This is a genomic window from Pseudomonas sp. 1, assembly GCF_056626735.1.
Genome location: NZ_JBWXMQ010000002.1, coordinates 305,135 through 325,946, shown reverse-complemented (window position 1 = coordinate 325,946; position 20,812 = coordinate 305,135). Strand labels below are relative to the sequence as shown.

At 60.6% G+C, this 20,812-nt stretch carries 17 protein-coding genes, 6 tRNA genes and 1 pseudogene; 10 read left to right on the top strand and 14 right to left on the bottom strand.

The genetic code is table 11. From position 1 onward, the window contains the following. Positions 1-126: 126 nt before the first annotated feature. Together AC1MDC_RS04645 and AC1MDC_RS04640 are read right to left on the bottom strand one after the other, a co-directional pair. On the bottom strand, positions 127-750 hold the full coding sequence (locus AC1MDC_RS04645; protein WP_085704759.1) for a glutathione S-transferase family protein: 624 nt from the start codon (positions 748-750) through the stop codon (positions 127-129). 43 nt (positions 751-793) lie between these two features. Next, positions 794-1,453, bottom strand: a complete 660-nt coding sequence (locus AC1MDC_RS04640; protein ID WP_480392575.1) for a transglutaminase-like domain-containing protein — start codon at positions 1,451-1,453, stop codon at positions 794-796. A 248-nt stretch (positions 1,454-1,701) separates the two neighbouring features. On the opposite strand from AC1MDC_RS04640, the gene AC1MDC_RS04635 reads away from it, so the two are divergent. Further along, on the top strand, positions 1,702-4,149 hold the full coding sequence (locus AC1MDC_RS04635) for an acyl-CoA dehydrogenase (RefSeq protein ID WP_480392574.1): 2,448 nt from the start codon (positions 1,702-1,704) through the stop codon (positions 4,147-4,149). A gap of 74 nt (positions 4,150-4,223) precedes the next feature. Then, positions 4,224-4,631 (top strand): PA2817 family protein, encoded by a 408-nt coding sequence (locus AC1MDC_RS04630; protein WP_007950758.1) that lies wholly within the window; start codon positions 4,224-4,226, stop codon positions 4,629-4,631. Between the two features lie 57 nt (positions 4,632-4,688). Here the strand turns inward: AC1MDC_RS04630 and AC1MDC_RS04625 are convergent, their stop codons facing one another. After that, positions 4,689-5,684 carry a LysR family transcriptional regulator gene (locus tag AC1MDC_RS04625; RefSeq protein ID WP_085697014.1) on the bottom strand — a complete coding sequence of 332 codons (996 nt, stop codon included), beginning with the start codon at positions 5,682-5,684 and terminating at the stop codon, positions 4,689-4,691. A gap of 90 nt (positions 5,685-5,774) precedes the next feature. On the opposite strand from AC1MDC_RS04625, the gene AC1MDC_RS04620 reads away from it, so the two are divergent. The 4 genes from AC1MDC_RS04620 to AC1MDC_RS04605 all read left to right on the top strand — a co-directional run bounded on the left by AC1MDC_RS04620 (position 5,775) and on the right by AC1MDC_RS04605 (position 9,837). Next, positions 5,775-6,401 (top strand): alanyl-tRNA editing protein, encoded by a 627-nt coding sequence (locus AC1MDC_RS04620; protein WP_085697015.1) that lies wholly within the window; start codon positions 5,775-5,777, stop codon positions 6,399-6,401. Positions 6,402-6,491: 90 nt separating this feature from the next. Next, positions 6,492-7,262, top strand: a complete 771-nt coding sequence (locus AC1MDC_RS04615) for a 2OG-Fe(II) oxygenase (protein WP_085704769.1) — start codon at positions 6,492-6,494, stop codon at positions 7,260-7,262. Between the two features lies 1 nt (position 7,263). After that, positions 7,264-7,902, top strand: coding sequence for a LysE family translocator (locus AC1MDC_RS04610; RefSeq protein WP_085697017.1), 639 nt, complete (start codon positions 7,264-7,266; stop codon positions 7,900-7,902). 195 nt (positions 7,903-8,097) lie between these two features. Next, a complete protein-coding gene (locus AC1MDC_RS04605; RefSeq protein WP_480392573.1) occupies positions 8,098-9,837 on the top strand; it encodes a dipeptidase in 1,740 nt (579 codons plus the stop codon). 129 nt (positions 9,838-9,966) lie between these two features. Here the strand turns inward: AC1MDC_RS04605 and AC1MDC_RS04600 are convergent. From AC1MDC_RS04600 to AC1MDC_RS04575, 6 genes are all read right to left on the bottom strand, one after another. Next, a tRNA-Gly gene (locus AC1MDC_RS04600) sits at positions 9,967-10,042 on the bottom strand. A 2-nt stretch (positions 10,043-10,044) separates the two neighbouring features. Continuing rightward, positions 10,045-10,120, bottom strand: a tRNA-Glu gene (locus AC1MDC_RS04595). A gap of 58 nt (positions 10,121-10,178) precedes the next feature. After that, positions 10,179-10,254, bottom strand: a tRNA-Gly gene (locus tag AC1MDC_RS04590). A gap of 3 nt (positions 10,255-10,257) precedes the next feature. Then, positions 10,258-10,333: transfer RNA gene (locus AC1MDC_RS04585), tRNA-Glu, on the bottom strand. Positions 10,334-10,437: 104 nt separating this feature from the next. After that, a tRNA-Gly gene (locus AC1MDC_RS04580) sits at positions 10,438-10,513 on the bottom strand. Between the two features lie 2 nt (positions 10,514-10,515). Then, positions 10,516-10,591 (bottom strand) — tRNA-Glu (locus AC1MDC_RS04575). Between the two features lie 389 nt (positions 10,592-10,980). Here AC1MDC_RS04575 and AC1MDC_RS04570 point away from each other — a divergent pair. After that, positions 10,981-11,739, top strand: a complete 759-nt coding sequence (locus AC1MDC_RS04570) for a hypothetical protein (protein WP_011335462.1) — start codon at positions 10,981-10,983, stop codon at positions 11,737-11,739. A 508-nt stretch (positions 11,740-12,247) separates the two neighbouring features. Here the strand turns inward: AC1MDC_RS04570 and AC1MDC_RS04565 are convergent. The 4 genes and pseudogenes from AC1MDC_RS04565 to AC1MDC_RS04550 all read right to left on the bottom strand — a co-directional run bounded on the left by AC1MDC_RS04565 (position 12,248) and on the right by AC1MDC_RS04550 (position 16,677). Next, positions 12,248-13,111: a methyl-accepting chemotaxis protein gene (locus tag AC1MDC_RS04565; RefSeq protein WP_416383559.1), complete on the bottom strand. Its 864-nt coding sequence runs from the start codon at positions 13,109-13,111 to the stop codon at positions 12,248-12,250. Next, positions 13,109-13,333, bottom strand: a pseudogene (locus tag AC1MDC_RS04560) (HAMP domain-containing protein); the annotation flags it as partial. The pseudogene AC1MDC_RS04560 and the gene AC1MDC_RS04565, both read right to left, overlap by 3 nt. A gap of 987 nt (positions 13,334-14,320) precedes the next feature. After that, positions 14,321-15,721: an aminotransferase-like domain-containing protein gene (locus tag AC1MDC_RS04555; RefSeq protein ID WP_480392572.1), complete on the bottom strand. Its 1,401-nt coding sequence runs from the start codon at positions 15,719-15,721 to the stop codon at positions 14,321-14,323. A 194-nt stretch (positions 15,722-15,915) separates the two neighbouring features. After that, the gene (locus tag AC1MDC_RS04550) at positions 15,916-16,677 is read right to left on the bottom strand and encodes an SDR family oxidoreductase (protein WP_007917441.1); all 762 of its coding nucleotides are present in this window, start codon (positions 16,675-16,677) and stop codon (positions 15,916-15,918) included. Between the two features lie 227 nt (positions 16,678-16,904). Between AC1MDC_RS04550 and AC1MDC_RS04545 the strand changes: the two genes are divergently transcribed. After that, entirely contained in the window at positions 16,905-17,909 is a 1,005-nt protein-coding gene (locus tag AC1MDC_RS04545; RefSeq protein WP_480392571.1) for an NADP-dependent oxidoreductase, read from the top strand. Between the two features lie 51 nt (positions 17,910-17,960). Here AC1MDC_RS04545 and pyrF read toward each other — a convergent pair whose 3' ends face one another. Then, positions 17,961-18,659: an orotidine-5'-phosphate decarboxylase gene (gene pyrF / locus AC1MDC_RS04540; protein ID WP_480392570.1), complete on the bottom strand. Its 699-nt coding sequence runs from the start codon at positions 18,657-18,659 to the stop codon at positions 17,961-17,963. 295 nt (positions 18,660-18,954) lie between these two features. On the opposite strand from pyrF, the gene AC1MDC_RS04535 reads away from it, so the two are divergent. Together AC1MDC_RS04535 and AC1MDC_RS04530 are read left to right on the top strand one after the other, a co-directional pair. After that, positions 18,955-19,704: a response regulator gene (locus tag AC1MDC_RS04535; RefSeq protein WP_085697024.1), complete on the top strand. Its 750-nt coding sequence runs from the start codon at positions 18,955-18,957 to the stop codon at positions 19,702-19,704. After that, positions 19,704-20,759 (top strand): sensor histidine kinase, encoded by a 1,056-nt coding sequence (locus AC1MDC_RS04530; protein WP_085697025.1) that lies wholly within the window; start codon positions 19,704-19,706, stop codon positions 20,757-20,759. The genes AC1MDC_RS04535 and AC1MDC_RS04530 overlap by 1 nt, the downstream gene beginning before the upstream one ends. The last annotated feature ends 53 nt before the right edge of the window (positions 20,760-20,812 follow it).

Sequence of the window (20,812 nt, the reverse complement as noted above, 5' to 3'; positions counted from 1 at the left end):
ATTACGCACCAAGAAGAGAAAAAGGACTGAATGACGGCGGGCGGCGAGGGAGACAACCGCGGCGCACAAGCGCAATGGTGCTTGCCGCCGCCGCACAAGTACAGTCAAGTGTGTCGATAGTAGGTATTAAGTCAACGCGGTCATGACGGCTTTGCGATACGCCGGACGCTGCTTCAGTCGCGCGTACCAGGCCTCCAGATGCGGCATCGGCGCGCGCTCGATCGGCATCTCGAACCAGGCATAAATGAAACTGCCGAGCGGGATATCGCCCATGCCGATTTCGTTGCCGGACAGATACGGCTGATGCTTCAGCGCCTGATCGGCCATCGCCAGCAAGCCGTCGCACTCCTTGATCGCCGCATGGATCGCCGGCCAGTCCTGCTTGTCTGCCGGGGTACGCAATACGCCCCAGAACACCGTGCGAAACGGCCCTGCAAAACTGGAAGTCGTCCAGTCCATCCACTTGTCAGCGGTGGCACGGGTCTGCGGATCCGCCGGGTACCACGCGGTATCGGCTGCATGTTTTGCCAGCAGGTAACGCACGATGGCATTGGATTCCCACAGCACAAAACCGTCGTCCTGTATCACCGGCACCCGCCCGTTCGGGTTCATTGCCCGGTACTCCGGTGTGTCGACCACACCAAACGCGCCACCGGCATCGATGGCCTCGTAGGCCAGCCCGAGTTCTTCGGCAGCCCACAACGGTTTTCTGACATTCGACGAATTCTTGCGACCCCAGATCTTCAGCATGACCGCCTCTTTTCCAGTGAATGGGCAGGCAGCATACGCCGGATCAGAGGCTGCCGACATCACCGCGCATGTCACTGGACAATGGTTTCTGCTGATCGTTGAACAGGTGGGGATAACATTTCTGCAGATGTTCGAAGAAAAAGGATTCCGGTACATCGGCGAACTGGCCGTGATCGACCAGGTACTCCATCAACAGCGCGCCATCACTGTTGTAAGGGTGAAAAACGCTGTCGTTCATGCCGTCGAATTCCAGCGGGGCCACGTTGAACATTTCGCAGAGCTTCTGGTTGAACGCGGGTGTGGCTTTCACCCAGCGACCATTGAGAAACAGCTCGGTATAACCATGCATGGCGAACACCTCGCTTCTCAGCAGCTCAAGCAGACGCGGCGTCGACAGATGATTTTTCACATCCGCCAGACCAATCCGTGCGGGGATCCCGCAATGGCGCGCGCAACCGGCGAGCAGCGTGGCCTTGGGCACGCAATAGCTCTCACCCGCCGCCAGCGCGTAACTGCCACGCAAGGTTTGCGGGTCGCGGCTGAAGGTGTACATGTTGTAACGCACCGCCTCGCGCACGGCGTAATAAAGACTGATCGCCTGCGCGAGCGGATCGCGGCTGGTACCACGGTGCTGGTCGGCGAACTCCACCACCGAGGGGTGGTCACTATCGATGAAGCGGCCGGGGCTCAGATACTCGTGCATGACGACACTCTCCTGATTGAGCCTCGAGTCTAGCGAGAGGTTCAGCACAGAGATAACGACGTTTCGGCCAAACATGCACGCAAAGACGCGGAAGCTGCGAACGATTTCCCACGCGTGTTGCCCACCGAACCTACAAAAGACATCCGGGGTTTCCCACGATTTCAATCACCTTGCTCTGACCGCCCCGTTTTGCAGATGCCGTCTAAGCTCTGGAGGGTCGGTTCGCCCTGGTTCACGGAGGATTAAATATGCTGTTGTTGTGGATACTGGTTCTGATCGTCGGCGTGGCGTATCTGGCCCACCGGCGCATCGCCCCGCTGCCTGCACTGGGCATCGTTGCCGCTTACCTGTTGGCGATGGGGATTTTCAGCCACGCGCCGGGCTGGCTGTTGCTGATTTTCTGGGTCGTGCTGGCCCTGGTTGCTGCCCCGCTGCTGTTGCCTGACCTGCGCCGCAAACACTTCACCGCGCCGCTGTTCAGCTGGTTCCAGAAAACCCTGCCCCCGATGTCGCAGACCGAACGCGACGCGATCGATGCCGGCACGGTGTGGTGGGACGGCGAACTGTTCAGCGGGCGCCCGGACTGGGACAAGCTGCTGTCCTATCCAAAAGCGCAACTGAGCGACGAAGAACAAGCGTTCATCGACGGCCCGACCGAAGAGCTTTGCGCCATGGTCACCGACTGGCAGATCGGCCAGTCGATGGATCTGCCGCCAGAAGCCTGGACGCACATCAAGGAACACGGATTCTTCGCCCTGATCATTCCCAAGGAGTTCGGCGGCAAGGGTTTCTCCGCCTACGCTCACTCCCAGGTGGCTATGAAACTGGCGACCCGCAGCGGCGACCTTGCCTCCACCGTGATGGTGCCCAACTCCCTCGGCCCGGCCGAACTGCTGCTGCACTACGGCACCGACGAACAGCGCAATCATTACTTGCCACGACTGGCCCGAGGCGACGACATCCCGTGCTTTGCGCTGACCGGCCCGCTCGCCGGCTCCGACGCCGGCGCCATGCCCGACACCGGGATCGTCTGCAAGGGCGAATGGGAGGGCCAGGAAACCCTCGGCCTGCGCCTGAACTGGGAAAAACGCTACATCACCCTCGGCCCGGTCGCGACCTTGCTCGGCCTGGCCTTCAAGGCCTATGACCCGGATCACCTGCTCGGCGACAAGGAAGACCTGGGCATCAGTCTCGCGCTGATCCCGACCGACACCCCCGGCGTGGAAATCGGCCGTCGCCACCTGCCGCTGGGCGCTGCGTTCATGAACGGACCGAACTCCGGCAAGGACGTGTTCATCCCGCTGGAGTTCCTCATCGGCGGCCAGGAAATGCTCGGCAAAGGCTGGATGATGCTGATGAACTGCCTGTCGGTCGGGCGTTCGATCTCGCTGCCGGCAGTCGGCACCGGCGCGGCCAAGTTCACCAGCCTGGTGACCGGGCAATACGCGCAGATTCGCGAGCAGTTCAACGTGCCGCTGTCAGCGTTCGAAGGCATTCAGGAGGCCATGGCGCGGATCGGCGGCAACGCGTGGATGATGGATGCTGCGCGGATGCTGACTGCCAATGCGGTGGATCTGGGCGAGAAGCCGTCGGTGCTGTCGGCGATTCTCAAGTACCACCTCACCGAACGCGGTCGCGAGTGCATCAGCCACGCCATGGACGTGCATGGCGGCAAAGCGATCATCATGGGCCCGAACAATTATCTGGGCCGCAGCTGGAACGGCGCACCGATCTTCATCACCGTGGAAGGCGCGAACATTCTTTCGCGCAACCTGATGATCTTCGGCCAGGGCGCGATCCGCTGCCATCCGTTCGTGCTCAAGGAAATGGCCCTCGCCGGACGCGAGGACAAGGATCAGGCGCTCAAGGAATTCGATGGCCTGTTGCTCAAGCACATCGGGTTTGCCGTGAGCAACGCCGCCAGCACACTGGTGCTGAACCTTGGTTTCGGCCATTTCGAACATGCGCCGGGAGACAGGCTCAGCCAGGGTTACTTCCGCGCCCTCAACCGACAGGCCGCCGCGTTTGCCATGCTTGCCGACCTGAGCATGATGCTGTTGGGTGGCGAGCTGAAACGCCGCGAACGTCTGTCGGCACGACTGGGTGATGTGCTGAGCAACCTCTATCTGGCCTCGGCAGCGCTCAAGCGTTATCACGATCTCGACTCCCCGGCGTACATGGAACCGTTGTTCAGATGGGCCATGGAAGAAAGCCTCGGCCAGTCGGAAAAGGCGCTGGACGAATTGCTGACCAACTTCCCGAACCGGGTCTTCGGCTGCCTGCTGCGGGTGATCGTGTTCCCGTTCGGCCGCCGTCACAAAGGGCCGTCGGACAGACTCGGTGCAGAAGTCGCTGCGGTCATCGGCCGGGCCAAGGGCGATCCGGCGCTGGAAGAACTGCTTGCCGGCTGCTATCGCCCGCAATCGGCAGACGATGCGGTCGGTGCGCTGCAACACGCCTTCGATCAGTTGAACGCTGCGCAACCACTGCACAAAAAATTGCACACTTCACTCAAGAGCGGTCAGGTCAAACCGGTGGCCGGCGAACACGTCATCGATGCAGCACTGGAGGCCGGGGTGTTGCAGGCTGTGGAAGCCCAGGCCCTGCGTGATGCCGAAGCGGCGCGGCGCAAGGTGATCGATGTCGATGATTTCGACAAAGAGGAGCTGAAACCCGCGGAAGGCAAAATCCGCTGATCCCTTCAATCAGTGAAAAACGGGCGCAGGGGCTTTATACTCCCGCGCCCGTTTTGCTCTTGAGGACTTATCTCGTGTCCAACGTCGTTGCCGATCATCTGGTTTTGCTCGACCACCTGCGCAGCATCCTGGTCGCCGTAGGTGAGGCCGATCAGGTTCCCGAAGAAAGCCATGCCCTGTTCCTGGAGCGTTTCGACGAACTGCTGGCTTCACTGCCGATCGAGCCGATCGAAAGCCAATACCTGGGCCAGGACATCCTGACTCAGGTGATTACCCGTTACCCGCAAATTGCCCACCTGATCCCGCGGGATCTGCTGTGGTTCTTCGCCGGCGACTGCCTGCACTACCTGTCCGACGAAGAAATCGACATGTATCAGGCGCTGGAAGAACGCCGCTACGAAGCCGAACAGAACGACGAACCGTTCGACTGGAACCAGGAAAAACAGCTGCTGGCGATGTCCGCCCAGGACAGCAAGCACTGATTTTTGCCTGATAAAAAAAGGCCCGCATGGTGATCCATGCGGGCCTTTTTCATGGGGTCAAAGCAACCCTTCACTCTCGGGCAATTCGTACTCGGCCAAAGGTTTTGTTCCGCCAGACTTTCCCGGTTTGCTCAGGGTCGGCTCTTTCTCCAGGCACTCCACCAGATAGTCGATGAAGACCCGCAGCTTCGGCGGCAAATAGCGCGTCGGCGAGTGCAGCAACCACAATCCGCCGTGGTAGGACGCCAGGAATGTCCAGTCCGGCAACACCTGTACGATCAGCCGCTGCTCCAGTGCATAACGCGCAGTGAAATACGGCAGGCTGCCAATCCCGATGTGCTGCAACACCGCGCCCAGGCGCACGCCTGTGTGATTGGCGGCATACCGGCCGCGCACGCCGACGGTGACGGCTTTCGTGCCTTTCTTGAACTTCCAGCGCGCATCGCTCGGAGTTTCGCCCAGATAGATGCAACTGTGGTTGAGCAAGTCGTGGGGATGAGTCGGCGTCCCGTGTTCAGCCAGGTATTGCGGTGTCGCGCAGAGCAAATGGTCGATGGTCAGCAGTTGTCGTCCGACCAGTCCGGCCGGTGGACGATCCGTGATGCGAATGGCCAGATCGACATGGTCGTCGATCAGATCCACCTGGCGGTCTTCGAGCAACAACTCCACATCGACTTTCGGATAGCGCCGCAAAAACTCCGGCATGTGCGGATGAATCACGAAACGCCCCACCGCTTTCGGCACGCTGACCCGCACCAGCCCTTCGGCTTCGTGGTTGAACTGGCCGCTGATCTCCATCACCGACTTCGCTGCACTGACCATTTCCTGACAGCGCTTGAACACCTCTTCCCCGCCATCACTCAAACGCAGTTTGCGCGTGGTGCGTTGGAGCAGCCGCGTGGCCAGTGCCTTCTCCAGCCGGGAAATACTGCGGCTGACCGCCGACGGCGATGAGCCCAATTGGCGAGCGGCTTCGGAGAAGCTGCCGGTCTCGACGACCTTGACGAAAATCGCCATTTCACCGAGCAGCGGCAGGGGAAGATTTATGCTCACAGCGCAACAGTCCTTTGATGTTTGAATGGATTATCACGTTATTGCACGATTCCTATAATTAAAAAAGAAACTTTAATAAGGGCATGGAATATGACGCTTCGCCTCTTTTTCCATAGTGATGACCTCAAGGCCAATGTGGAAGTCCTCGACTGCACGCCCCACGAGAACGAATTCGCCGTTGTGTTGCGCGCCACGCTTTTTCATCCTCAGGGTGGTGGCCAACCCTGTGATACCGGCTGGATTGGCGACAGCCAAGTGCTGCGGGTCGTCCAGGAAGCGGACCGAATCATTCATTTCGTCAATCAACCTGTGCCGCTGGGCATGACCCAGATTCGTGTCGACGAAGAACGCCGCCGCTTTAATACCCGCATGCACTCTGCCGGGCATTTGATCGGCCACTTTGTCCAGGCCCTGGGCTGGATGCCGGTCAAGGCCCACCACTGGCCGGACGAGGGCCGGGTGCAATTCAAACCTGGAGATTCGGCCCAGGAAGTCGATGCACAAATTGTTCAGTTCGGCATCGGCCAGTGGATCGAACACGATCTGCCACGCCTGACATCCCTGCGCGAAGGCGCGCGGGAAATCGGTTTCGGTGAACTGCCAGCCTATGGCTGCGGCGGCACCCATGTACGCAGCCTGAAGGATCTGGGCACAGTCACGATCGCGTCCCTTTCGCAGAAGAAAGGCACGTTGTCCGTCCACTACAGCGTGGATTGAGGATTTCGGGCGCTGCCAGATGCAGCGTCCGGCGCCGGGGGAACCGCGTTCGCCGGTTCCGTTGACTATTCGATAGATGGACCTGAAACCATGATGCTTGACGTCGAGCGTCTCGATGAGACGTGCATAAAAAAACTGGCCAACGAAGAAGTTCTCGCCATCCGCGTCAAAGGCTTTCTGCCCCACGCGCAGGCGATCCAGATTGGTGACAAGATCCTCGCCCCTGGCTTCGAGGGTTACATCAACGCGCCCAGCATCGGCCGGATCGGCATGGCGTTCTACGAGGCGGAAAACCAGCCGCTGCTGATCGAAGATTATTTCGAGCGCGCCACCAGCAACATCGCCGAACTGCGTAACCGTTGCGCGCCCTACTCGTCGCCGGTCGACACCCTGCGCTGCATGCTCGATGAATCCTGGCCCGCAGGCGCCCATCTGGAGAACCTCTATGGGCGCAAGATGTACGTTGGCCTGTCACGGGTAGTGAAACCGGGCGTGTGCTTCCTCGCCCACCACGACATCTTCGCCAAGGATGCGCCGGAGAGTTTCCAGGCTCGCAGTCTGGAGGCGCAGTTCGCCTGCAACGTCTACCTCAACATGCCGACTGAAGGCGGCGCATTGCAGATGTGGGAAGACGACATCTCGCCAGACCGTTTCGACGAAATGCGCGGCGACAGCTACGGCATCGACCCTGCGCTGCTCGGCCCGCCCGCCCTCGAAGTACGCCCGGAACCGGGGGATTTCATCATGTTCAATTCGCGTCGCATGCACTCGGTGACGCCGGGCGTAGACGATCCGCGCCTGAGCCTATCGTTTTTTGTCGGCTATCGCGGCAATGCATCACCCCTGACTTTCTGGAGCTGAAATGACATCGAATTACCTGGGCGAGTTTCTGGCACTGGCCACCATCCACTTTCTGGCCGTAGTCGCTCCCGGTCCGGACTTCGCCGTGACCATCCGCCAGAGTGTGCGTTTCGGCCGATTGGTCGGCATCTGCACGGCATTGGGCATCGGCGCGGGAATTTCCGTGCACGTTCTGTACACCCTGCTGGGCGTCGGCGCCTTGATGCACACCACGCCCTGGCTGCTGACCGTCGCCAAAGTGGTCGGCGGCGCTTACATTCTTTACCTGGGCATCAGCCTGATCCGCAGCAAACCCAAGACGACAATGGAAGGCGAAAAAGCCAGCGACGAACCGCTGGTCGAGCAATCGCTGTTCAAGGCGTTCTCCACCGGTTTCCTGACCAACGCCACCAACCCCAAGGCCACACTGTTTTTCCTGGCGATCTTCACCACGATCATCAGCGCCAGCACGCCGCTGCAAATCCAGGCCCTGTACGGGTTGTGGATGTGCGGGGTGAATGCGTTGTGGTTCGTGATCGTCGCGCTGTTCTTTTCCAGCAGCAAAGTGCGCGTGCTGTTCATGCGCATGGGCCACTGGTTCGAGCGCAGCATGGGGGTGATTCTGATCCTGTTTGCCGGGCGTCTGGTGCTGTCGATGTAAGCACATTGATCGGAGAAGCCCGACCCAGACGGATTGGGCGGGCTTTTTCGATTCTGCGCCGCTTTTGCATTTCTGTGCGACGCGTCCCACTTCGGGGGCTCCCCTATCACTCGCGGGTGGTGTTAGTTTGCGAAACCGTCTGACGCATCGATCAGACACTTCCTACTCACCGCCTGCAAAGGAATGCCCTTAGCAATGGACTTTTCACTCAAGCAACTGGCCGCCTCGACGCTGATTCTGGCCAGCCTTTCGTCCGTCACACTGCCAGCCCACGCCAACCTGACCGAGCAGCAGAGCGCGACCATCCTCAAGACATTCAATGAGGCAAAAGTCAGTGATTTCAGAGCGTTTCTCGGCGATCTGGCCAAGAACGACCTGAGCAAGACCGACGATCTGCGTCCCGCCATCAGCGCCTTCCTCGACAACAAGACGCTGACCGCCGAACAACAGAACGAGATCCATCGCCTGCTCGGCCTCTACACCCGCGTAAAGTACGGCAAAGCCGCTCTGGAAACCCTGCGCGAACTGGTGGAAATCCCGACCTTCCGCAAGGACGGTGTCGATCAGCACGACAACCCCGAATTCATCAAGATCGCCGGCAAGATCAAGGATCTGGCGGAGTCTTTCGGCCTGAACTATCGCAACATCGACAACCGCGTTTACGAAATCTCCCTCGACGGCAGCGGCAAGGAAGTCGTGGGCATTCATGCGCACGCCGACGTGGTTCCGGTAACACCGGAGAACTGGGTGCTGAAGGACGGCACCAAACTTGATCCGTTCAAGGTCACGCTGATCGGCGACCGCATGTACGGCCGTGGCACCGAGGACGATAAAAACGGCATCGTCGTGACGCTGTATGCCATGAAGGTGATCAAGGAAGAAAAGCTGCCGCTGGCGCGCAATTTCAAACTGCTGGTGGACACCACCGAAGAAACCACCGGCGACGCGATTCCCTACTACTTCGAACGCAACCCGACGCCGGAGTACAACCTGGCACTGGACGGTGGCTACCCGGTGGTGATTGCCGAGAAAGGTTACGGCACGGTCATGGCCAAGTTCGCCAAGCGCAAAGCCGAGGGCAAAGGCGCGGAGCTGGTCTCGATGACCGGCGGCATGGCAACCAACCAGATTCCGTCTGTTTCCGTCGTCACGCTGGTGACCGACAAACCCGCCGAGCTGGCGGCCAGCCTGCAAAAGGCCGGCACTGAATATGCCAAGCACAATGGCGGCGATTTCGAAGTGAATGCCAAGGTCGATGGCAAAGACGTCAAACTCACCGTCACCGGTGTTTCCGCGCACTCATCCGAACCGGAATCCGGCGTCAACCCGGTCGCCCGTATGCTCGACTTCATTCACAGCGTGGACGGCAAGATTGCGTTCAAGCACAACCACATCACCGACGCTGCGCACTACGCCGCTGACAATTGGGGTCTGGATTACAAGGGTGGCAAGTTGGGCGTCGGTTTCGCCGATGACTTCATGGGCCCGTTGACCACGTCGCTGACCTACGTCGGCATGGACGACAAAACCTTCAAACTCGCGGTCAACCTGCGCGTGCCGAAGGGCAAGTCGCCGGAAGCGCTCAAGACCGAAATCGCCGACAAACTGGCGGCCTGGAGCAAGAAAAACCATGTCGCGGTGAACTTCGACTATTCGATCGCCGAACCGATGTACCGCAACCCTGAAGGCGAGTGGGTCAAGGCACTGTTGGCCGTGGCCACCGAAAACCTGGGCATGAAACACGAATTCGGCACCTCGGCCGGCGCCACCTCGGTGCATGAACTGCCGAACGGCGTGCAATTCGGCCTGGCACGACCGGAGGTCAAGTACACCGGTCACACCGATGGCGAATTCAAGACCGTTGACCAGTTCTTGCTGGACCTGCAGATCGTCACGGAGATGATGGGGCGTATCGGGCAACTGCCGAAGCTCTGATGGCGTTTCGGGCCTGCCCCGTTGGCAGGCCCACAAAAAGACCTCGCGGTCTTTTTTACTGCTTTACTGCGTGACAAAAAACGCACAAACAAAAACGCCGCTCATCACTGAGCGGCGTTTTTGTGAATTTGGAGCGGGAAACGAGACTCGAACTCGCGACCCCGACCTTGGCAAGGTCGTGCTCTACCAACTGAGCTATTCCCGCAATGGCGTCCCCTAGGGGACTCGAACCCCTGTTACCGCCGTGAAAGGGCGGTGTCCTAGGCCACTAGACGAAGGGGACAGGCTACAACTTTCACTAATAAAAACGCCGCTCTTTGCAAAGCGGCGCTTTTTGAATTTGGAGCGGGAAACGAGACTCGAACTCGCGACCCCGACCTTGGCAAGGTCGTGCTCTACCAACTGAGCTATTCCCGCAAATGGCGTCCCCTAGGGGACTCGAACCCCTGTTACCGCCGTGAAAGGGCGGTGTCCTAGGCCACTAGACGAAGGGGACACGCTACCCGGAACACATGGTGTGTGTTTCGGTGTCCAGATCCGCCTCCGAAGATTGGGTTCTGGTTTCACTCAGCACCGCCGTTAAGCGTCGCTGTTTAAAATTGGAGCGGGAAACGAGACTCGAACTCGCGACCCCGACCTTGGCAAGGTCGTGCTCTACCAACTGAGCTATTCCCGCAATGGCGTCCCCTAGGGGACTCGAACCCCTGTTACCGCCGTGAAAGGGCGGTGTCCTAGGCCACTAGACGAAGGGGACACACTACAACATTCACTCCCTGCCGCGTTTCGCTGTGTGCTTTACGCTGCAAGTGGCGCGCATTCTATGGATGGATTGAAAGGTCGTCAACCCCCAGATATAAATTTATTTAAATCAATGACTTCGACCTGCTTTACCGGCCGTTTCCGGCTTTTGCGTCGCCCGACGATTGACGCCTATATTCCGACACTCGCCAAGGCGTTATAGTCCACCGCAAAGGTGATGGCAATCTGCACCCCAAGGGCCAGCATTTATATAAGCGGCTCCCTGGCCGATACAGATAACAGCTTCGCCGATCCAAACCCGTCGAGCGGCGCTAGGCTCCTCCATGCCAAGCCACTACACTCGCACGCGAACCCTATAAAGAGGTCTTACCGGTGACACCACTCATGATCACCCTGCTAGTCATAGCCGGGATCGCAATCTTGATCGCCATTGGCTACATGAACCATGTGGTGGAAAACACCAAACTGGAGAAGGCCCGCACCAAGGTCGAACTCAACGACCGCCTGCGCCGCTGCGGCGAACTGACCGAAACCTTCCCCGGCCAGTTCATGACCCCGGCCCTCAAGCTGCTGCTGACCCGCCTTGAGCTGAATGTCTGCCAGCGCCTGCTGAACCTGGAAAAAACCAGCGCCACCACCAAGGCCCGCATCACCGAACTGAGCGCCCTCGTCGCCCAGGGCGAATCGATCCCGGTCAACAACCCGCCGGCCCCGATCCAGACCGAAGCCAAGGCCAAAGACGTTCGCTTCCTCCTCGAAGCCCTCCACGGTCAGATCACCCGCGCCGCCCAGGACGGCTTCCTGCCACCGAACGAAGCCAAACACTGGATCCGCGAAGTACGCCACATCCTCGTCCTGCTGCACATCGAGTTCTTCAACAACCTCGGCCAGCACGCCCTCCAGCAAAACCAGCCAGGCCAGGCCCGCCTCGCCTTCGAACGCGGCGTGCAATACCTGCGCAAACAGCAGGACCCGCAAATCTACGCCGAACAACTCCAATACCTGGAAAAACTCCTGGCCCGCGCCAACGCCCAGGTCATGGACAAAATCGCCCCGGTCGAAGGCGAAGAAAACCAACTGACCGCCGGCCTCAAAGATGTCGAGGCTGACGCGGACTGGAAAAAGAAAGTGATCTACGACTGAATCCAGTCAAAGAGAGAAGCCACCGAGAGGTGGCTTTTTTGTTTGGCTTAAGTTCAGGAGTAAACCAGAAAGCTCTCAGCCGACTGGCAAACAGCATTCGCGAGCAAGCTCATTCCCACAGAAAGCAAAAGCAGCCCCACCCACTCCTCACCACTCACCACGATGAGCGTTAGCTCGAGTAAGGCTTTTGACGTACCGGCCCCATCGGAAGGCTGAGTGGAGGGATTGATCCGGGGGTGGGAGCGCAGCGACCGTGCGGCGAAGCCGCATGCATCGAGAGGAGGTGCAGCGAAGCAAACCGTAGGCGATGCCCCCGGATGAATCCCGTAACGAAGGAACACCGAGCCAAAGCGAGGTGCCGAACGCCGGGGCCCAGCGTTTTTGGTTACTTTTTTGGCGTTTGAAAAAAGTGACTCGCCGTAAGGGCGAAACCGCCAGCAGCAGCACCCGCAGAAACGGATATAAACGCAATAAAACGGGAACCTGGTCGGCCCCAAGGCCGCCAAGGTCAAAGCCGAAAATGCCCCACCATCCCCTTGAGCTCACTCCCCAACTGCGCCAGCTCAACACTCGAAGCCGCATTCCCCCGCATGGCAATCGAAGACTGATCCGCACTCGCCCGAATACTCGTCACACTGCGATTGATCTCCTCCGCCACCGAACTCTGCTCCTCGGCCGCCGCCGCAATCTGCTGGTTCATCTGCTGAATCAACGAAACCGCCGCCGCAATACTCCCCAACGCACTCTCGGTCTGCAACGCATCACTCACCGCCAACTTCACCAGCTCGCCGCTGCTCTGAATCTGCTGCACCGATGAATGCGCCGCCGAACGCAAGGCACTGACCAGCCGCTCGATCTCCTCGGTCGACTGCTGAGTGCGCCGAGCCAGCGCCCGCACTTCATCGGCGACCACCGCAAAGCCCCTGCCCTGCTCACCCGCCCGCGCTGCCTCGATCGCCGCGTTGAGCGCCAGCAGGTTAGTCTGCTCGGCAACACTCTTGATCACCTCAAGCACCGTGCCGATATTCTGGATTTCCGCACTGAGGCTTTCGATGCTCGAACTGGCCGACGTCGCCGAATCCGCCAACTGCTCAATCCGCGCCATGCTCTGGCGCACCACCTGCTGGCCACTTTCGACCTTGCCGTCAGCAGTCTGCGCCGCAAGCGCCGCCTCTTCTGCATTGCGCGCCACATCGTGTACGGTGGCGGTCATCTGATTCATCGCCGTGGCGACCTGTTCGGTTTCCTCTTTCTGGCTGCTGACCTCAAGGTTGGTCTGTTCGGTCACCGCAGACAGCGATTGTGCCGAACTGGCCAGTTGCTCGATCCCCGCCTGCAATCCGCTGACAATCGTGCTCAAACCCGCGCCCATCTGCTGCATGGCCAGCATCAACTGGCCGATTTCGTCGCGGCGGGAGACCTCGATCGTTGCACTCAGATCACCGGCAGCAATCTGTTGCGCCACGTGAATCACGCTGCGCAACGGCGCCACGATCAGGCGGGTGATCACCCACGCCGCAATCAGCCCGACCAGCAACGCCAGCGCCGATGAGCCAATGATCAGCACCGAATTCTTTTTCAGTTCGCCCTGCATCGCGCTGTCCTGCGCGACATACGCCTGATCGACCCGCGCCACGACTTCGTCGGCCCGCTGATGCAACTGCTGATAGACGGTCTTTTCCTGGGCCAGCAACCCGGTGTATTCGGCCAGCTTTTCACTGAAACCGGCAATGTGCCCGGAGACCTCATTGAGCACCGTCAGATAGCCTTCGTCCTTGACCGTGGTTTTGAGCTGTTCAGCCTGGGCCTGAGCCTGCGCGGCCTGTTCGATATTGCCCTGACCGGCACTGTCATCACCCTTGCGGCTTTGATCCAGGCGTACCCGCGCTTCGTTCATCGCCTGCAACATCAAGCGTGAGACCTGGCTGACCTGCCCAGCCTGCTCGATGAACTGCGCCCCGTCCTTGCCCTCGCTGTCTTTCAGCGTGTACGCACCGTCGTCGGCCAGACCGGCCTGCAACACATCAAGATTGTTGGCGACGCTGGACACCGACCAACTGGCCATTTCCAGCGCCAGGTCCTTGGCCTGGGACAACGAGACGAATTCATCGAACGCCTTGCGGTATGCGCCCAATGACTGTTGAACGTCGCTCATGACCGACTCGTTGCCCGGCGACAAAATCTTGAGTTGGTCGGCCATGGCGATCAGGCCATCGACACCCTCGTGCAAGGCATCGACGGTTTTCGGATTGCCGTGCAAGGCGTAATCCTGCTCCAGCAGCCGCACCTTGAGCAGGCCACTGTTGAGCGATGACATCTGCTTGAGCCCGTCGAAACGATGACTGATGGTTTGCAGTGACCAGACGCCAATGGCCGCCACCAGAGCAGTCAGCAACAACACCAGCACAAACCCGATACCCAGTTTTTTCGCCATACCGAGGTTGGCAAAACGTCCTTGCACGGCCGAAATCATTGCGCGTAGTCCCCTGCCATAGTCTGTTACCGAAGATTCGCAACGGCCTTGAAGCAGCACAAGTCTCTGGCGTCGGAATAATGGCAAAAAGCTACGCACGCGTCGTTTTCAGAACGCTTGAGGTCGATCCACGGTCGTGCTTCGAAAAAACTGTCGCGCCCGAGGATCACAGGCGTAAGCCACGTTGATGCGCTGCCAGTCGCAGGCTTCGCCACTGGGGCTGAACGAGGTTGCACAAGACAACTGCACCCCGCAGCGCGACGCTTGCCTGCGCAAATGCTGCTCACCAGCCCGTGGCGCGCGCGCCCAGATGAACAGCCCGCCCGAGGGTTTGCCGAACACTTCCCAGTCAGCATCTTCCAGGGCCTGCAAGGCCGCCACACGATCGGTATTGAGGCGCTGACGCTGGCGCTGCACCAGTTTGCGATAGGCGCCGCTGGCCAGCATCCCGGCCAGCACCGCCTCAGAGAACCTCGAGGTGCCCATGCAACTGATCATCTTGACCCGCGCCATCCGCTCGATCAGCTCACCATCGGCCAGCACGAAACCCACTCGCAGCGAGCTGCTCAGGGTCTTGGAAAAGCTGCCGAGGTAAATCACTCGCCCCTCGTCATCCAGCGCAGCCAGGCGAGTGCCACTGCCATTGTGCAGGTCGGCGTAGACATCATCTTCTATCAGCCGCAGGTCATGGATTCTGCTCAATTCGAGGATGCGTCGAGCGACCGCCGGCAACAGGCAACTGCCCGTAGGATTGTGGTGATGACTGTTGATGAACATCGCGGTGGGCCGAAACTGCCGCAGCAACGCCTCGAGCGCCTCGACATCCGGACCGACCGGCGTGCGGCGAACCTCCAGCATGCGCACGCCATGCAAGCGCAGGAGATCGAACAGTGGCGCATAACCGGGAGTTTCGACCACGACACAATCGCCGGCCTTGAACAACGTGCGCACGATCAGATCCAGCCCGTGGCTGGCGCCAGCGGTGGTCATCACCTGCCCCTCGACAGCCTCGATACTCAGCAATCCCAGGCGCTTGACGATCTGCTCGCGCAACGCCGGCAGGCCCAGTGGCGTGCTGTAGTTGAACAGGCTGGCCATGTCGGCCCGTGTCACCTCGCGGATCGCATAACCGAGATCGTCGGGCTCGCGCCAACTCTCCGGCAGCACGCCACTTCCCAGCGTCAAACCGCTGCGCCAGCCGGAGGCTGGATCGCCCCCGTTGCGCTCCCTCTCGCACCCTGAGCCATCGATCGCGTTGCAGCAACCGGGCAACGAAGCCGCCACCATGAAACCCGAGCCCTGACGCGAGGCCAGAACCCCTTGCGCCACCAGCCGCTCGCAAGCCTCCATGACGCAGGACTGGCTGAGCAGATTGCACCGCGCGATCTCTCGCACGGAGGGCAGGCGCGTCATCGGCGGCACCTGCCCCTGCATGATCCACTCGATCAATCCGTCAACAATCTGCTGTACGACCGGCACCATTGCCAGTCGGTCAATTCTCAATTCCATGAGCACGCAAACTCCTGTCCATTTTGCTGGCGGCAGTTAATCACAGCCGCGCCCTTCAGGCTGTGCGACAAAACCGCCAAAAGCCTCCGTTCTCACCATTTGATACACATTGTTTAGCGGATTCACGGAACCGCTCCCCAAGTAAAAAAAATCCGCCGAAGGGCGGATTCTTTCAAGCATCAGTCAATGTCGCCTTAGAAGGCGGTCACGCCGCCATCCACGGCCAGCGAATGGCCGGTGGTAAAGGCCGCACCATCGCTGCACAGGTACAGCACGGCGCTGGCAATTTCCTCGACCTTGCCGATGCGCCCGACCGGGTGCATCGCGTTGGCGAATTCGCCTTTCTTCGGATCTGCCTCATAGGCGCGGCGGAACATGTCGGTATCGATCACCGCCGGGCAAACGGCGTTGACGCGGATTTTCTTCTTGGCGTACTCGATGGCGGCGGACTTGGTCAGGCCGATCACCGCATGCTTGGAAGCCGCGTAGATGCTCATCTTCGGCGCAGCACCCAGCCCAGCCACCGACGCAGTGTTAACGATCGCCCCGCCGCCCTGGGCCAGCAGCAACGGCAGCTGATACTTCATGCACAGCCAGACGCCCTTGACGTTGACGCCCATGATCGCATCGAACTCATCCATCGAGCCTTCGGCCAGCTTGCCCTTCTCGATCTCGATCCCGGCGTTGTTGAAGGCATAGTCGAGACGACCGTAGGTATTGATCACCTCGTCCATCAGATTTTTCACTTCGCTTTCGACGGTCACGTTGCAGCGCACGAAAGTCGCTTCGCCGCCGGCTGTACGAATCAGCGCCACGGTGCCCTCGCCCCCGGCCGCATCCAGATCGGCCACCACCACTTTCAGACCTTCGGCGGCGAATGCCTGGGCCGTCGCGCGGCCGATGCCGTTGGCCGCGCCGGTCACCACGGCTACCTGACCGGAAAACGTCATGCTCATTGTTATGTCCTCGAATGCGGGGGATTGATGAAGGCAGCATAGCCACAGGGGCCTGAGTGACGTCAGCACTATCAAAAGGCCGGTTAGGCCTGCATGAATCGCAGTGATGAAACCCCGCCGGGGACTATCACCGTACTGGATCGGCCTGCATTCGCCCCGTGAGCCAACCTTGCGACATCGCGCATGAAGGTCTATCAACAAGGCTTCATTCATTTCGAGTGCCTGTCATGACCAACCAGACCAATCGCCAGTTCCTGCTCGCCAAACGCCCGGTGGGCGCCGCCACCCGCGAGACCTTCACCTATCAGGAAGTACCGGTCGGCGAACCGGCGGCGGGGCAGATTCTGGTCAAGAACGAATACCTGTCCCTCGACCCGGCCATGCGCGGCTGGATGAATGAAGGCAAGTCCTACATTCCGCCGGTGGGTCTGGGCGAAGTCATGCGCGCCTTGGGCGTAGGCAAAGTCATCGCGTCAAACAATCCGGGGTTTGCCGTTGGCGACTACGTCAACGGTGCCATTGGCGTGCAGGATTATTTCCTCGGCGAGCCAAGAGGTTTCTACAAGGTCGATCCGAAACTGGCACCGCTGCCGGTTTACCTGTCCGCATTGGGCATGACCGGCATGACCGCCTACTTCGCCCTGCTCGATGTCGGCGCACCGAAGGCCGGCGACACCGTGGTGTTGTCCGGCGCAGCGGGCGCGGTCGGCAGCATTGCCGGGCAGATTGCCAAGATCAAGGGTTGCCGGGTGGTCGGGATTGCCGGCGGCGCCGACAAGTGCAAGTTTCTGGTCGATGAACTGGGCTTCGACGGCGCCATCGACTACAAGAGCGAAGACGTTGTGGCCGGCCTTAAACGCGAATGCCCGAAAGGCGTGGACGTGTATTTCGACAATGTCGGCGGCGACATCCTCGACGCCGTGCTCAGCCGTATCAACCTGAAAGCACGCGTGGTGATCTGCGGCGCCATCAGCCAGTACAACAACAAGGAAGCGGTCAAAGGCCCGGCCAACTACCTGTCGCTGCTGGTCAATCGCGCGCGGATGGAAGGCTTCGTGGTGATGGACTACGCCGCACAATACGCCAGCGCCGCCCAGGAGATGGCCGGCTGGATGGCCAAGGGTCAGCTCAAGAGCAAGGAAGACATTGTCGAAGGCCTGGAAACCTTCCCGGAAACCCTGGGCAAACTGTTCAGCGGTGAGAACTTCGGCAAGCTGGTGTTGAAGGTCTGAAAACAAGGAAGGGAGCCATTGGGCTCCCTTCTTGATGCTTCAGCTGTTCGTTCAGGCCAGTTGCGCAACCACCGAGGCCAGTGCCTTGGCCGGATCTGCCGCCTGGCTGATCGGACGGCCGATCACCAGATAGTCGGAACCGGCATCCAGGGCCTGACGTGGAGTCAGGATGCGACGCTGATCGTCCTGGGCGCTGCCCGCCGGGCGGATCCCCGGGGTCACCAGTTGCAGCGACGGGTGCGCGGTTTTCAGCGCGGTGGCTTCCAGCGCCGAGCACACCAGACCGTCCATCCCGGCCTTCTCGGCCAATGCCGCCAGACGCAGCACCTGCTCCTGCGGCTCGATGTCCAGACCGATACCGGCCAGATCCTCACGTTCCATGCTGGTCAGCACGGTCACGCCGATTAGCAATGGCTGCGGGCCGCTGCGCTTGTCCAGCTCTTCACGGCAGGCCGCCATCATGCGCAGGCCACCGGAGCAGTGAACGTTGACCATCCACACGCCCATCTCGGCAGCGGCCTTGACCGCCATCGCCGTGGTGTTGGGAATGTCGTGGAATTTCAGGTCCAGGAATACTTCAAAACCCTTGTCACGCAGGGTGCCGACGATTTCCGCCGCGCAACTGGTGAACAATTCCTTGCCCACTTTGACCCGGCACAGCTTCGGGTCCAACTGGTCGGCCAGCTTCAGTGCGGCGTCACGGGTGGGGAAATCCAGGGCGACGATGATAGGAGTCTGGCAGGCGAACATGGGTGGGCTCTCAGGCAAGTCGAAATCGGCGCGCATTGTAGCGGAACCGGCGACGGCGCGGCACCCGATGATCGGTAAATCGTCGCGCCAGCCGTGATCAGCATAGCCCTGCAGGATATTGTGTCGAAGCCGATACACAACCGACACGCCGGCAACATGCGCCCGCGCTAGCCTCGCCAGCCGCAACAAGTCCTTACAGCAGCCCTTCCCGCCTCACGGCCGGACGCCTATGCTGAAACCACAACCTCGCAGCCTATCTTTGTGGTTGGCGGCCTACTGGCAGATGAACAGCCTCATGCACAACTCCCAAGTCTCCGTGAACGACGAGCAGAAAGACGACAAGCGCTGGAACATTCGTGCCCTGATCGTCGACGATGACGTGCCGATCCGCGAACTGATGATCGACTACCTGGCCCGCTTCAACATTCACGCCAGCGGCGTCACCGACGGAGCGGCGATGCGCCAGGCGATGCAGGCCGAACACTTCGACGTGGTGGTGCTCGACCTGATGCTGCCCGGCGAAGACGGTTTGTCGCTGTGCCGCTGGCTGCGCGCGGAGTCGGACATCCCGATCCTGATGCTCACCGCCCGCTGCGAACCCACCGACCGGATCATCGGCCTGGAACTGGGTGCCGATGACTACATGGCCAAGCCGTTCGAACCTCGGGAACTGGTGGCGCGGATCCAGACGATTCTGCGTCGGGTACGCGACGACCGCACCGAACAGCGTGCGAACATCCGCTTCGACAACTGGCGCCTGAACAGCGTCCTGCGCCAGCTCATCGCTGACGATGGTCTGGTGGTGCCGCTGTCCAACGCCGAATTCCGCCTGCTTTGGGTGTTCATCGAACGTCCGCGCCGGGTCCTCAGCCGCGAACAGTTGCTGGACGCTGCCCGAGGTCGCTCGATCGAAGCCTTCGACCGCAGCATCGACCTGCTGGTCTCGCGCCTGCGGCAAAAACTCGGCGACGACCCGAAAGCCCCGCAACTGATCAAGACCGTACGCGGTGAAGGCTACCTGTTCGACGCACGAGACATCGGCTGATGCGGGCGCGCTTCGACACGCTGTTCGGCCGCCTGTTCGGCGTGCTGTTGGTGGCGATCGTCCTGGCGCATTTGCTGGCCTTCGCCTGGTTCCGCCTCTACGGCCCGCCACCACCGCCACCGCCGCCGGAGTTCTCGGAAAGCCTCGACAGCAAACAGCCGCCACAGGATCCGCGCTACCCGCCCCGCCCGCCGCGCCCCTGGTTCGGCGGGCCGATCGTGCCGCTGACTTTTCAGTTCATCTCGCTGATCATCGCCGCCTGGTACGGCGCCAAACTGCTGACCCGGCCCATCCAGCGCCTGAGCGATGCAGCCGAACGCCTGAGTGAAGACCTCGACAGCCCGCCGCTGGACGAAACCGGCCCCCGGGAAGCACGGCAGGCTGCGCACACGTTCAACTTGATGCAGCAGCGCATCCGCGAACAGGTGCAGCAGCGGGCGCGGATGCTCGGCGCCGTCTCTCACGACCTGCGCACCCCGCTGTCGCGGCTGAAACTGCGCCTGGAAAACATCAACGACGACAAACTGCAAGGCCAGATGCGCCAGGACCTGGACGACATGATCGGCATGCTCGACGCCACCCTCACCTACCTGCACGAACAGCGCACCAGCGAAGCCTTGCAACTGATGGACGTGCAGGCGCTGGTCGAATCCCTGTGCGAAAACGCCCAGGATCAAGGCGCGGACGTGCAGGTCAGCGGCCATTGCGCACCGTTGCAGGTGCAGCCGATGGCACTGCGCTCATGCATCAACAACCTGATGGACAACGCCCTGCGCTATGCCGGCCACGCGCTCATCGAACTGCAAGACCAGCGCGAACAATTGCTGATCCACGTCATCGACCATGGCCCGGGCATCGCGGCGGACAAGCGTGAAGCCGTATTCGAACCGTTCTTCCGCCTCGAAGGCTCACGCAACCGCAACTCCGGCGGCGTCGGCCTGGGCATGACCATCGCCCGGGAAGCGGCGCAGCGCCAGGGCGGACAACTGACCCTGGCAGAAACACCCGGCGGCGGCCTGACCGCCGTGATCCAACTGCCTCGCCACTGCGCCTGACTGTGTACCGACCGGTACAAACCTCACATACCCACGACACGTTGCGACTGGAG

What these genes read in the sequence shown, in the direction of transcription:
- AC1MDC_RS04645 (WP_085704759.1), bottom strand. Translation starts at nt 750, where the DNA reads ATGCTGAAGATCTGGGGTCGCAAGAATTCGTCGAATGTCAGAAAACCG.
- AC1MDC_RS04640 (WP_480392575.1), bottom strand. Translation starts at nt 1,453, where the DNA reads ATGCACGAGTATCTGAGCCCCGGCCGCTTCATCGATAGTGACCACCCC.
- AC1MDC_RS04635 (WP_480392574.1), top strand. Translation starts at nt 1,702, where the DNA reads ATGCTGTTGTTGTGGATACTGGTTCTGATCGTCGGCGTGGCGTATCTG.
- AC1MDC_RS04620 (WP_085697015.1), top strand. Translation starts at nt 5,775, where the DNA reads ATGACGCTTCGCCTCTTTTTCCATAGTGATGACCTCAAGGCCAATGTG.
- AC1MDC_RS04615 (WP_085704769.1), top strand. Translation starts at nt 6,492, where the DNA reads ATGATGCTTGACGTCGAGCGTCTCGATGAGACGTGCATAAAAAAACTG.
- AC1MDC_RS04610 (WP_085697017.1), top strand. Translation starts at nt 7,264, where the DNA reads ATGACATCGAATTACCTGGGCGAGTTTCTGGCACTGGCCACCATCCAC.
- AC1MDC_RS04605 (WP_480392573.1), top strand. Translation starts at nt 8,098, where the DNA reads ATGGACTTTTCACTCAAGCAACTGGCCGCCTCGACGCTGATTCTGGCC.
- AC1MDC_RS04570 (WP_011335462.1), top strand. Translation starts at nt 10,981, where the DNA reads ATGATCACCCTGCTAGTCATAGCCGGGATCGCAATCTTGATCGCCATT.
- AC1MDC_RS04565 (WP_416383559.1), bottom strand. Translation starts at nt 13,111, where the DNA reads ATGGGCGCGGGTTTGAGCACGATTGTCAGCGGATTGCAGGCGGGGATC.
- AC1MDC_RS04555 (WP_480392572.1), bottom strand. Translation starts at nt 15,721, where the DNA reads ATGGAATTGAGAATTGACCGACTGGCAATGGTGCCGGTCGTACAGCAG.
- AC1MDC_RS04550 (WP_007917441.1), bottom strand. Translation starts at nt 16,677, where the DNA reads ATGAGCATGACGTTTTCCGGTCAGGTAGCCGTGGTGACCGGCGCGGCC.
- AC1MDC_RS04545 (WP_480392571.1), top strand. Translation starts at nt 16,905, where the DNA reads ATGACCAACCAGACCAATCGCCAGTTCCTGCTCGCCAAACGCCCGGTG.
- pyrF (WP_480392570.1), bottom strand. Translation starts at nt 18,659, where the DNA reads ATGTTCGCCTGCCAGACTCCTATCATCGTCGCCCTGGATTTCCCCACC.
- AC1MDC_RS04535 (WP_085697024.1), top strand. Translation starts at nt 18,955, where the DNA reads ATGCACAACTCCCAAGTCTCCGTGAACGACGAGCAGAAAGACGACAAG.
- AC1MDC_RS04530 (WP_085697025.1), top strand. Translation starts at nt 19,704, where the DNA reads ATGCGGGCGCGCTTCGACACGCTGTTCGGCCGCCTGTTCGGCGTGCTG.